14 protein-coding genes and 1 pseudogene are annotated in these 12,155 nt (G+C 25.7%); 8 read left to right on the forward strand and 7 right to left on the reverse strand.

The genetic code is table 11. The features are described from left to right. Positions 1-392 precede the first annotated feature (392 nt). Both L8X30_RS01375 and L8X30_RS01380 read left to right on the forward strand, forming a co-directional pair. Positions 393-1,535, forward strand: a complete 1,143-nt coding sequence (locus tag L8X30_RS01375) for an AAA family ATPase (protein WP_263678608.1) — start codon at positions 393-395, stop codon at positions 1,533-1,535. After that, entirely contained in the window at positions 1,528-2,127 is a 600-nt protein-coding gene (locus tag L8X30_RS01380) for an RloB domain-containing protein (protein WP_263664961.1), read from the forward strand. Before L8X30_RS01375 ends, L8X30_RS01380 begins: the two co-directional genes overlap by 8 nt. A gap of 83 nt (positions 2,128-2,210) precedes the next feature. Here L8X30_RS01380 and L8X30_RS01385 read toward each other — a convergent pair whose 3' ends face one another. Then, positions 2,211-2,414 (reverse strand): hypothetical protein, encoded by a 204-nt coding sequence (locus L8X30_RS01385; RefSeq protein WP_263678610.1) that lies wholly within the window; start codon positions 2,412-2,414, stop codon positions 2,211-2,213. 881 nt (positions 2,415-3,295) lie between these two features. On the opposite strand from L8X30_RS01385, the gene L8X30_RS01390 reads away from it, so the two are divergent. The 3 genes from L8X30_RS01390 (at position 3,296) to L8X30_RS01400 (ending at position 4,270) form a co-directional block, all read left to right on the forward strand. Continuing rightward, positions 3,296-3,478: a recombinase RecT gene (locus L8X30_RS01390; protein WP_263678817.1), complete on the forward strand. Its 183-nt coding sequence runs from the start codon at positions 3,296-3,298 to the stop codon at positions 3,476-3,478. Then, on the forward strand, positions 3,438-3,569 hold the full coding sequence (locus L8X30_RS01395; RefSeq protein ID WP_263678611.1) for a hypothetical protein: 132 nt from the start codon (positions 3,438-3,440) through the stop codon (positions 3,567-3,569). Before L8X30_RS01390 ends, L8X30_RS01395 begins: the two co-directional genes overlap by 41 nt. Positions 3,570-3,769: 200 nt before the next feature. Next, entirely contained in the window at positions 3,770-4,270 is a 501-nt protein-coding gene (locus L8X30_RS01400; protein ID WP_263678612.1) for a hypothetical protein, read from the forward strand. Between the two features lie 453 nt (positions 4,271-4,723). Here L8X30_RS01400 and L8X30_RS01405 read toward each other — a convergent pair whose 3' ends face one another. Genes L8X30_RS01405 through relB form a run of 3 tightly spaced genes read right to left on the reverse strand, consistent with a single transcriptional unit; the run spans position 4,724 to position 5,598 of the window. Then, positions 4,724-5,053: a hypothetical protein gene (locus L8X30_RS01405; protein ID WP_039628373.1), complete on the reverse strand. Its 330-nt coding sequence runs from the start codon at positions 5,051-5,053 to the stop codon at positions 4,724-4,726. Between the two features lie 58 nt (positions 5,054-5,111). After that, complete coding sequence (locus tag L8X30_RS01410) at positions 5,112-5,387, reverse strand: type II toxin-antitoxin system RelE family toxin (protein ID WP_263678613.1); 276 nt, start codon at positions 5,385-5,387, stop codon at positions 5,112-5,114. Further along, on the reverse strand, positions 5,380-5,598 hold the full coding sequence (gene relB, locus L8X30_RS01415) for a type II toxin-antitoxin system RelB family antitoxin (protein ID WP_263678615.1): 219 nt from the start codon (positions 5,596-5,598) through the stop codon (positions 5,380-5,382). The genes L8X30_RS01410 and relB overlap by 8 nt, the downstream gene beginning before the upstream one ends. A gap of 179 nt (positions 5,599-5,777) precedes the next feature. Here relB and L8X30_RS01420 point away from each other — a divergent pair, with 179 nt between their 5' ends. The 3 genes from L8X30_RS01420 to L8X30_RS01430 all read left to right on the forward strand — a co-directional run bounded on the left by L8X30_RS01420 (position 5,778) and on the right by L8X30_RS01430 (position 7,804). Next, a complete protein-coding gene (locus L8X30_RS01420; RefSeq protein WP_263678617.1) occupies positions 5,778-6,005 on the forward strand; it encodes a hypothetical protein in 228 nt (75 codons plus the stop codon). Then, entirely contained in the window at positions 5,992-6,273 is a 282-nt protein-coding gene (locus L8X30_RS01425; protein WP_263678619.1) for a type II toxin-antitoxin system YafQ family toxin, read from the forward strand. The genes L8X30_RS01420 and L8X30_RS01425 overlap by 14 nt, the downstream gene beginning before the upstream one ends. Positions 6,274-6,853: 580 nt before the next feature. After that, the gene (locus L8X30_RS01430) at positions 6,854-7,804 is read left to right on the forward strand and encodes a hypothetical protein (protein WP_263678621.1); all 951 of its coding nucleotides are present in this window, start codon (positions 6,854-6,856) and stop codon (positions 7,802-7,804) included. A 26-nt stretch (positions 7,805-7,830) separates the two neighbouring features. Here L8X30_RS01430 and L8X30_RS01435 read toward each other — a convergent pair whose 3' ends face one another. The 3 genes and pseudogenes from L8X30_RS01435 to L8X30_RS01445 form a co-directional block, all read right to left on the reverse strand. Beyond that, positions 7,831-10,491 carry a conjugal transfer protein TraG N-terminal domain-containing protein gene (locus L8X30_RS01435; RefSeq protein WP_263678623.1) on the reverse strand — a complete coding sequence of 887 codons (2,661 nt, stop codon included), beginning with the start codon at positions 10,489-10,491 and terminating at the stop codon, positions 7,831-7,833. 275 nt (positions 10,492-10,766) lie between these two features. Further along, positions 10,767-11,078, reverse strand: a pseudogene (gene traN / locus L8X30_RS01440) (conjugal transfer protein TraN); the annotation flags it as partial. A gap of 542 nt (positions 11,079-11,620) precedes the next feature. Then, positions 11,621-11,962: a hypothetical protein gene (locus tag L8X30_RS01445; protein WP_263678624.1), complete on the reverse strand. Its 342-nt coding sequence runs from the start codon at positions 11,960-11,962 to the stop codon at positions 11,621-11,623. Positions 11,963-12,155 lie beyond the last annotated feature (193 nt).

The raw sequence follows: 12,155 nt of genomic DNA on the forward strand, positions 1-12,155 counted from the left end.
TACAGTTTTATGCTTTAGTTTTCTTTGAAGCCATAATTATTATATTAATTTCAAAGGGCTTTATAATAACTTATTTTATTCTTAACAATATTTAAAAATATATTTATTGAATATTTCATTTAAATCATTAAGAGCAAATATATTTTTGTGGATTTAGTTTTATACGAATATTTTATATGCCTATGGAGTGCAATATTGAAATTTGCTAAGTTGTTTATTTTTTACCTTGATTAAGAATGTATTTTTATTAATTCATTTTTATAGCTTTAATTCTTTAGTGAATATTATAAAAATATCAAAACAGACTTTAAAACTATATATTTTTAAACATAAACATATTTTATGTTTATATTAACTATCAATGCTTTATAATAACGCAAAAGGAAAATATTATGTTAAGAAAAATAGAAATATCTGGTCTATATTCTTTTGGAATAGAAACACAAATTGTTGATTTTACAGCAAAGCCAAAAAGTAAGTTGAAAAATACAAAATATGAGTATAATTTTAATTTATCACAAGCTGGGAAACCTATGAAATCAGCAGTTTTTTTTGGAAAGAATACTAGCGGAAAAACTAACTTTTTTATAGGCGTAAAAATTTTACTAAATATAATTAAATATGGCTTTTCTCATACCCTAAGAGAGCATTTAACAGACAATGCCTTTAATGAAAATTCAAATTCTATAAAATTAAGTATTGAGTTATCTAATAACAATAAAGATATTTTTACATATTCGATAGAGTTTGATAAAAAATATATCCTAAAAGAATCTTTTTTGAAAAATAATAAAATTATATATGAATTTGAGAATGATAAGGCTATTTTTAATATTTACAGTAAAGAAGATAATAAGCTATTAGAGTCATTTTTTTCAAGAAATCTTAGTGAAAATATATTTTACTTATTAAAAGATTTTGAAATAGAGCAAAAAGAAATATTTGTAAATCTTATAAACAATATTGAAGTTTATATGAATAGTAATTATTCAAAAAAATATAATTTTGAATTTGAAGAAAATAAAAAGAAATATTTTTTAGAACACAAAGAAAGTATTTTGGAAATTTTTCAATTGCTAGATAAAACTATAAAAGATTTTGAGTTTAAAAAGTATGAAAAAGATGGAAAGAATATATACGAAATCTTTTTTGTTCGCAATGGAAAGAAATTTAATTATCAAATAGAATCAGAAGGTATTAAAAAAATAGTATATTTTGCAGATAAAATAACCCAAATTATCAAGGAAGGAAAAATTGTTTTTATTGATGAATTAGATTCTTCAATAAGCACTTTGGCGCTAATACTTATATTTAACAATCTTATTAATACAGAGGAAAACCATAATGGACAATTAATTGTTTCATCTCATAATGTTTTATTATTTGATGTTAGTTTTTTAAATTCACAACAAATATTTTTAATTCAAAAAGATCAATACCTAGAGAGTAAGATAAGAACTTACTACGATTATGATATTAGAAGCGAAAATAAAAAAGCATATATTGATTATTTAAAAGGGCTTTATGATGAATAAAAAAACAAAACCCAGTATACAGATTTGGTGTGAAGGTAAAACAGAAGAAGATTATTTTAATTCCCTTTTTAAATATCTAAATTATGATAATGTTAAAATAGATGTAAAAAATTTAAAAAATAATAATTCATATAAAAACATTCTTTATAAAATAGAAAAAGCACCTTATATTGATAAACTTATTATTGTAATGGATCTAGATAGAGCAAAAAGTGATACTAATGAGTTAAAAATTTTAGAAAAACTTATAAAACATATAAAAAAGTCAAAAGATATACATTTATTTCTTACTCTTGATGATTTTGAAGATTGGCTTAGATTTCATTTTGTAGATAATAGTAAAAATAACAAAACAAATTTTTATAAAAAATTAGGATATAGCGATAGTAAGAATTTTAAATCATCTACTAACGATTTATATTCTCAAATATTAAATAAAGATGGATGTATAGAAAATGCTGAAAAGTATTTTTGTAATATCGCTGTTTTTTGCAATGATCAGCGTGAGATTGATAAAAATTCACTAAATAATCTAACTCAAAGTAATCTATATTATTTTAGAAAATTATTAGAACAATATAATGGTATTTAAAAAAACTCTGCTTCTTTTTTTATATTGTGATTATATACAGATTAATCAATAATATCTGAAATTGGTTTTTTAGCTAAAACAATTTAAATATTTATGAGTAAGTTTTTTTGTCTTTTTTTACAATTTTGGTTTAATTTATGTAATTGATCTTCCTCAAATCCATCATTTATTCCTGCCTCAGCAAGTTCTAATTGTTCTTTGTGAAATTCTTCATCATCTTTAAAAGCTTCAAAACTTTTTATCCATAATGCTTTTCTCTGCTTTATATATTCTTCGTTTTTAAACATATCTATCCTTTTGTTTTATTATTTATTTGCCTATTTTAATTTTTCCAAGATAATTTCAAAAATAGTTTCGCTTGCACCCATTAAAAATCCTAAGCTAATAATATAAAGAATATATCAAAAATAGACTTTATAACTTATAAACATTTTTCTGTAAATATATTATTTAAACTATTCTTAGTAGAAATTTGTAGATTTCGCAAATATCAAAAATATCAACAAAGTAACTATGGATATAATACAAAGTTGATAAAAGCTAGATCTTTGGAAATATTATAATTAAAAAATAATATTGTATTTTTAAAATTGATTAGATAATATATTAATTTAATAATTTTTATAACAAAAAAAGGAAATAAAATGGGACAATATATTGTATTAGCCTTTGCAATAACAGTTGCTATATTTGTGACATTTTATGACTTTGATAAAGATAAAAAAACCGATAATAATAAAAAATAATTGATTTTGATATTTTATAATAGAAGCATGTTTATATCTTTTAGCTTTTATTTTTTATTGCTAGATAATATATAAAATAAAAATTTTAAAAAGTATTATTTATAAAAATACCTGCGAAACAATCTTAAGATTCATAGAATCTATTGGCGTAGGATTATTTGTAAATAGTCTTTATGGTTTGCAAATGGGCGATAGTTGCACTATCATCGATCTTTCTTAAAGATTGATCTTTTTTTAAAAGAAAATAAGAGAGAATGGATGGTTATAATATAGCTATTTTAATTGGGGCTATCACTCTTATTTTTGGCACATTGGTTTTAGTAGCTCATTATTTTAACGATAAATATACTAATGAAAGAAAAAGTTAGTCTTTAGCTTTTAGCTCTTAACACACTCTATAAGTTGGGAGTAATAAAACAGAAATAAAATATTACCTTAGTGTTGCAACTAAATATGGTCTAGATCCTTTCTTACGCCAAGTATTTTTTGTTCCTCGTAGGGCAAAAGTTACAAAAAATGGTAAAGATGTGTGGGTTGAAAAAATAGAACCTTTAGTGAGTAGAGATGAGCTTTTTAGCTATTGCTCACAAAAGCGGAAAATTTAGTGGTATTCGTTCTTATAGTGAGATTAAAAACTATCCAAAATTAGTGAATAATCAAATGGCAATACACTCAAGATTTAGTTGCAATTTGTGAGGTTTATAAAACTGATACAAAACAAACCTTTTATAGTTGAAGTTGCATATAGTGAATATGCGCAAAAAACATTGAAAATGCCTACAATCTAGTATAAAACAGCTTAATATAAGTTAAATACAAAAGCTTGATATATAAAATAAATAACCTATAACAAATTGTGTTATAATGACAAAAGATTAAATATGCAAGGAAATATTATGGCTCAGGAAAAAGAGTATATACTTAATGAAAGTTTTAAAGCTTTATTAGAAAGTATTTTTTCTAATCCTGAACAATCACAAAAATTAATTAAAGCTTTTGAAGAACTTGTTAATGGTAGAGCAACTACTCAAAGATTGAATTTTGAAAATCTTAAAAATCAAACTATAGAAGAAATAAGACAAGAGCTTGTAAGTAAAGATTTATTTCAATCAGAGATTAAAAGATTGGAAAATTTAATTTATTCTGAAGTTGCAAGACTAGAAGGAATTATTAACACCAAAATAGCTGAAATTAAAACTGAAATAGCTGAAATTAAAACTGAAATAGCTGAAATTAAAACTGAAATAGCTGAAATTAAAACTGAATTCTCAGAACAAATTTCTAGCGCTAAGCAAAAAGCACTTTATTGGCTTTTAGGTACTGCAGTAGCAACTACAGTAACTATACTTTCAAGCGTTTGGACTATGATGAATTTTATGCTAGAAAGCTTAAAATAAAAATTATTTAAAGTTTTTACTATATCTTGTTGATATATATTTTATAGTTAGGATAACATAGTTATCCTATGAATTTAAGTAATGTTTTTCATATAATCATAAATTAAAGCTGTTCGACTAATAATAAAATTCTCAAAATCATCATTTAAAAATATTCAACCATATCTTTTGTTATAAAATGTGTTTCTAAATCTTTAAAAAATTGTTCTTATTGATTATCTTGTATTTTTTTATTTAGCAACTCTTTTATACATGTGCTTGGATTTTTATTATTGATTTTATTATTAGATTCTTTTGTAATAAGTGCTATATTTGCTATATTATTAATTATATTATCATTAGATGAGATAAATTTTTAGATATCTCTTTTCCTATATTAGAATTTATAGGAAAAATATGATGTTCTTCTAAAAATTCACTAAACTTCTTAAAAACCGTTTGCTTTTATCACTCTTAATCTTCTGGCTTAAAACCTATTATTTTTGCCATTATACCCCTATAGCTTTCAAAACTATTCATTGCTTGCATATTGCTAACTCTAAGAAGTCTAACTTTGTGATCTTGTTTGTAAAAAACTTTAAAAACACAACCACTTTCTTTGTGTTTTACCATATCATCTAAACCACACTTTTCTATAAACTCATAATCTTTAGCAAAAACTTCATTTTCTACATCAAATAAATCTTGAGAATAGCCATTAGGATTGGCTGGATCATAAGTATAAGAACTTACTACACATTCTCTCATAGCTTTTTGTATTTCTTCTTGGGATAGTTTTTCCATTTTACTTCCTTTTTTCTTTCTATTATGATATAAATAATTTAATGTATAGTTGAGAAATTTATTTTTTAAATTTCTTATATATTTCTCTTCGATGTCCTATTTCGAATATAAAAATAAACAATTCATTATCATTAATTTCAGCAAGCATTCTATAATTACCCACTCTAAATCTATAAATACCTTTTAAATTACCCTTAAGTTCTTTTGCTAATTTTTTTGGATTATCTGATTCTATTAAATTTTTAATAATCCAGCTCTTAATAATTCTTGCTACTTGCTGATCAAGTTTTTCAATTGATTTTTTGGCACTACTTGAGAATTTTATCTCATACATTTTTAAACACTTCTTCAATGCTATAAATATTATCTTTTTTAGCTTCTTTGAGTGAAATTAAAATTTTATTTTCATCTAAATTTAACTCATCTTCTATTTTTTCTAAAATAGTATCTCTTATAAATTTTGATAGTTGTAAATTATTAATTGCTAGATATTCTTTTAGTAGAATATCTTCTTGATCACTAATTCTTAACGATATTGTTCTCATGATTTTACCTTTGTATTATTTGTAATACATTATAACACATTTTATAATCATCACAAAATAATATTTTATCTTAGTGCTTTTAATCTTCACATTGAAACAATAAAATAAGTATAAGAAATTAATTTAAATTGATTAAAATACAATATAATTATATTATATGATTTTGAGAAAGGAATTTCATGACTCTTATTATTGAAAATGTCAGTGAAGATTTTTTGCCTGCATTTAAAGGTTTAGCTAAAAGTATAAATGCTAAATGTAAAGTTTCTAAACCTAAACTAAGTAATTTTGAAAATAAGATATTAAATGCAAGCAAAGAGCTTAGTAAGGAAAAAAAAGATAACACTGTATTAAGCTTTAATTCACATCAAGATTTTGTGAAAGCTTATCAAGATGGCAAAATATAAAATTTATTATCATAAAGATTTTATAAAAGCCTATAAAAAAATAAGTAACGAAGAGCGTAAAATAACAGATAAAGTTATTATAAAGCTTTCTAACGATGAAATTTTAGAACCAAAATATAAAGATCATCAATTAAAAGGTGCATTAAAAGATTTTAGAGAGTGTCATGTAAAGTCTAATTTATTATTGATTTATCAAAAACATGATGAAGAACTGGAGTTAAATATTTTAAAACTAGGCAGTCATAGTAAATTATTTAAAAAATACTGAAAAGAAAGTAAAAAAGAAGTAGAGTCATTGCCTTGTCTGTTATCGCCTTGCGTGTAACGCAATGTGTTCGGTCAACACTCTACTTTATTTTTTGTATTAGTATTTTAACGCTAAATTCTTAAAAATTAATTAATGATACCTATTTTATCTTACAAAAAATATTTTTTATCTTACCAATATTAATTTTAAAGTTAAAATTAATAAGTTAAATTATAAAACAGAATAAATACTAATATATCAATATTTAATGCTTAAAAAAAGACTTTATAAAGGAGTTTTGTGGGATATATAAAGCACCTTTAGGGGCGAAATAAAGCACTTTTTTGGTAGATTTTAAGCAAAAAATAATAAAAAAAGAAAAAATGGACTTTATAAAGGACATTTAGGGGATATATAAAGGACTTTTATGTGTAAAAAATACGCTTAAAAAGCACTTAAAATAAACTTTATAAAGGACAAAAATGTAAAATATAAAAAACCCTTGCAAAATACTATAAAATAGGCATTTAAAAGCACTAAAAAACTTGATTTTTATTGTAAATTTTGGTATAATTTTAATATTAAATGTAAAGGAATTTAAATGTCAAATGAAATAAGATTAGAGAACATAAAAAGATTACAAAAAATTGCAAATGAGATTAATTTAATTTATCAGCAAATCAAAGATGAGAATGTATTAAAAACATTGCACGATGAAAATGCACAAAGATTTATTTTTGTTTCTCTAATTAAAATCAGTGAAAGCTTTAAAAAAATCAAAGAAAGTGCTGATGATGAAATCTTATCTTTATTTGACAAAAAAGATTTAAAAAGAATAAATGATACTAGAAATTTCGCAGCTCACGATAATGAGGAAATTAGATTAAGCGCTGTTGCTAATGTAATTAAGTATGATTTATTTAGAGTTAAAAGAAGTATAAATATATATATGGGAAAATTAGAAAATCAAAAACAAGAGGTTGAGATTATGGAAAATGTGGTAAGGAAAAAAGGTTTGAGTTTAAATGCAAAGATAATTACAGCATTATTAGTTGCTATTGTTTTAGCTTTGTCTTTGTTGTTGAGTCAAATAACAAAAGATTTAAATTTTATTACATATAGTTTATCATTTTTGAGCTTTACATATTCGTTTTATATTGTAAAAATAATACTATTTGAAAAAGGTAAAGGTTTTCTACCGCTTATCTTATTTTGTAATGTTGTTTGCTCTATTGCTCCTGCCTTAGTAGCTCATTCCCAATATTATTCTTTTTTTGTTAATTTTAATTTATCTTATATTGCTGTATTATCTTTATCTATTGCTATTTCTGTAACTTTAACTTCGTTAATCTTGAAAAAGATACTTGAAAGAAAAATTATTGTCTTAGTAGCTAATGGTAGATACAAAATTAATATATTCAAAAATCCAAATCATTTTTTGAATAAAGAATTTTTAGTTAAATCTGATAATGATAATTCGCATGATGAATATACTAATCCAGCTTATTCTTATCTACCACAAAATGTTCATTACGATGACAATAAATATTAGAATATCCATATAGATATTCTAATACATTATATTTTTTTAATTTTTTCATCTCTTTCTTTAATAGCAGAACTTGCTTTATGCTCTGCTGCATTTGCTGCCTTTTGTGCTTCCCCTGCAACACCTGAACCACTACCGACAATGTCTTTAGGTGTATTTCTCATAGCAATTCTGCCGTTTTCGCTAGCATTAATTTGATCTGTTGTGGAATTAAAATCTTGTTTTGCTGAAAGAGGATTATAGTGATTTTGAGCAGTTTGTGTATTTAAACCACTATTTGTAACATCTGAATTTACTCCAGAATATTTTGCCAATTCATTTAGATTACCATTAGCAGCCAAAGTTTCCAATTCTTTCATTGCGCTAGCAACATTTTCTTTATTATGGATACCTCTATAGTTTTGATCAATATAATTATTAATCATTGAAACTCCACCATCATAACCAACAGAAGCATTAATAGATTTGGCATTAGTATAACTATCCATAGAACTAAGAACTTCTGCTGAATTTGTAGTGTCTGATGATTTAACTAAATTGCTAAATGCAGACATATTAGAACTTGACTTAGTAATTTGATTTGTAAGACTTTCATTATATGTTTTTTGGAAAGTTTCTTGTTGATCCTTACTCATTTTTTGATACCATGATTCAGATTCTTTTGATTGTGTTGATAATTCTCCTCCTGCGCCGATATTAACCATATCTCCAACTTTCAAGTTAATACTACCACCAATTTTACCACTCATAACATCACTATATGCTTGATCAACACCTACTCCAGTAGCCTTAGAATAAGCTTCAGCTAATGCTTTGTTTGAAGCAGAAGCAATAGCATTAGTATCAGTCTCAGAAAGCCCATATTGATTTGATTGACCGCTAGCAACTTCTAATGCTTTCGAAGATAAATTTGAATTAGAAATAGCATTGCTTAGATTTTCTTGTCTTGTTTGAAGATTTGAAGCGGTTATGCCAGCATTAATACCTTTAATATCAGCTGTCATTACATTACCATTGCCACCAACTGTTGCAGACGAGCCAGTGGCATAATCTTGTATTTTAGTAGCACCGCTTTGATCTTGAACATTACTAAACATAGAACCATTTACATTCAAAGCACTTGAAACAGAATTTATACCAGCAGACTTAGCAATAACTTCTTCACCTAAAGGAGAAGCTATTTTGGTTTCAGTAGATAAAGCTTGCTGATTTGTAAAACTTCCTGCACTTCTTGAAGCACCTTGTAGGGTTTGTGATAAAGATGAAGCCACTGACACAAAACCTTGCTCGCTAGCTTTAGCTACTGCAAAAGCTAATAATGGAGTAAGCATTACAAGATAATTAATGAAATTGGTTTGCTCAGATATTTGTTTAAAGAAAGATAAACTATTACTCATAGAAAAACTTAATGAGCCATCTAATAACACTTGAACACTTTTTGATAGATTTAAATCATTGAAATAATTAATAATACTTAATATAGGAGTCCATAAAACTATCCATATACATAAGGTAAAAAACATTTTTATATGTCTAAAATCACCAAACATAATAGAGAGTAAAGCCATAATCCATGATAAACCTATAATTAAAACTGTTAAATAAGCTTTAGCTAGTGGTAAATAAGTTTGAGCCATCATACCTTGAGTTAGCATACTTGACATGAAGTTTTGCTCAGCTACTGCTGTATTTGTAGCTACTGCATTTGGATCAAGTCCTACCATTTTTGCAGTATTAATTAAAGAATCTCTTGAAGCATTAATTAACATAGCTTGCATTAATTGAGATCTTGCTTGTGTAGCTTGTCCTGAGAAAATTTCCCAAACACCCTGCATTGAAGCTCTATAAGCGTTTTCATCTTTACTACCTAAAATACGCGCATGGATAGTTTCTATTTTTGGAGCTAAAGAACCTAAATCTTGCTTAATTAAAGCACCTGCTTGAGTACAAGATCTAATACTACCTTTATCTTTTTCCCAAAAATATAAAGTTAATTGACTACCCTGTCCTATTTCAAATAAATCCTCATATAAATTATCACTATGTCTAAAATTAGTATCCATTCTACCTTTATTTAAGTCCATTCCATAAATAACACAGTTTCTAAAAAATAAATCAAGATTTTTTTGTGTTCTAGGACTAAATTGACTTAATTCTAAATCTGGTAAATCCATAGTAGATCTTAAAGTAAAACCAAATCCAGCATTAGAAAAATTAGTAGATTGTGGAGTAGAATAAAATTTTTCCATAGCTTTAGTAATGGAATCTTCCATTCTTGACATGAAAGAAAAAGTCAAACCAATACCAAGTGGAACTTGAGAAACTATATAGTCTTTACCTGTTACATTATCATGTATCATATATCTATGCTGAGCGTCATTTGGCGCTCTTAAAAAACACTGCCAAATAATAACCATGATAAAAATCATTTTACCAAATTCAAATATAGGGCTAGTTCTTTCGTCCATTACTTTTTTAATAGCAAAAGTAAAAAAGGCAATAGCCATAACAATCTTAACCATATAATCAGCACCACTTGTTATACCTTTTATGGCTTGTAAAATATCATTTGCTACTTCACCATAGCCCCAAGTAAAGATAATATGATTATCATCTATATTTGTAGCACCAAATAATAAAGAAGGTGCAAAAATTAAAGCACTAAGGAATAAAATGTAAAATCTTTTCATCAATTGTATTAAAGAAGTTAAAGAGTTTGTTTGATATAATTATATCAAGGGTGCAACGCCAAAGGGGCGCAACCCTTTAGCGTTAATTTACCGCCCAGAAGGGAGGTGAGCATAATGCTAACAAAAATTATCCTTATAATTATACTCTTAACACTTTGCTATGTCAAGGCTCATTGAGTACCCCCTGCTTTTGCAGGGTTTAGGATAATCCCTTTGGCTTACCAAACAAACTTTTAACTAAACTCTATCTCCTTTCTATAATTTTATTTTTCTTTTTAATTAGTAGGTTTTCTTGTTAAATTCTCAAGATTGCTTTCAACCTTTTCTTGTATTTTTATAGAATCAGCTTGTATTTTATCTACATCAATACTTCCAACAATATCAGCAATAAAATCACTTAAATCTATTTCACTAAAATCTAACTTTTGAAATTCTTCTGGAGTAAATCCTCTACAATCAGGACTCTTTGGAGAACCCCAACCTCTTCCAATTTGTGGGCATCCTTGTTCATTAAATATTCTTGCTAATTTTGAATTAAAACAACAATGTGTTTTTTTATGTTGAATGCAACCTATGAATTTAATTTTTTTAGAGCAATATTCACCAACTTCTACACATCTATTTTGCTTATTGAGTTTTGCTAGCTTTTTTCATCTTCTTTACAAGGTACAAGCCCTATAAATACTTTATCTTTATCACAGCAACCACCACCAGTTAAACCAAAAAATTTGTCTTTAGAGCGACATCTATTATCTTTTTTATTAAAGATAAAAATTTGTCCTCTATAAGAACCATCATCTTCCCAACCATTATTATTTTCATCATTAATACCAACTTGAGCATCATCATTTTGATATTGCTAGTACCCTCTATACAAGGAAATGGAGCGCATTGATACTTATTATCCGTTAAAACCATCATTGTTAGAATCTATCGCTAGATCATCTCTAAGTTTTTAGAGTGATAATTTCAATAAATGATATATTGTCACAACATATACTAAAAATCCAAAAGAAAGTAGTATATTATAATGCAACATAACACTATTTAAAAAATTTTCAACTTCATTTTTTATACTTCAATTAGTATTTACACTTTTTGAATTTGTATTTTGGTTAATACTTGTGTTTTACTCCCACAGCCTATCAAGCATAGTATTAAAAAGCTTAGTAGTGTTAGTTTCATTGCTTTTGGATATATAGTTTTTAACATCATCAACCCTTGTTTTGATTTGATTTTTTTGAGTATTTGCATGAAAGAGTGCTTTTAACTCTTGTTCGTGTCTTATTTTAAGCTCCTGAGTAATTTTTGCGAGTTCATTATTTACACCCAAAGCTAAATTTAAATCACTTTGACTTTTTTCTAATTTTGCGTTTGTGCTATCTAGCTTAAGATATAAAAATACATTAAGTATAAGCATTAATGCTAAAGCGATATAAAGCTTTGTGTTTTTAAATAAAAGATTTATCATTTCTTATTTTATAAGTTTAAGTAAGATTTGAGTATAATTTCAAAGGGTGGAACACCAAAGGTGGCCGCCTTTGGTGTTAATCAACACTCAGTTAGGTGGTGATTAAATTGAACCATAAAATTCTAGTAATAATTATACTACTTTGTATAATTATAGTCAAGGCTTATTAGCTTTGATTTCCCCTTTAAAAAGG

The sequence above is a fragment of the Campylobacter sp. CNRCH_2015_0338h genome, assembly GCF_025772785.1.
Taxonomy (GTDB): Bacteria; Campylobacterota; Campylobacteria; order Campylobacterales; family Campylobacteraceae; genus Campylobacter_D.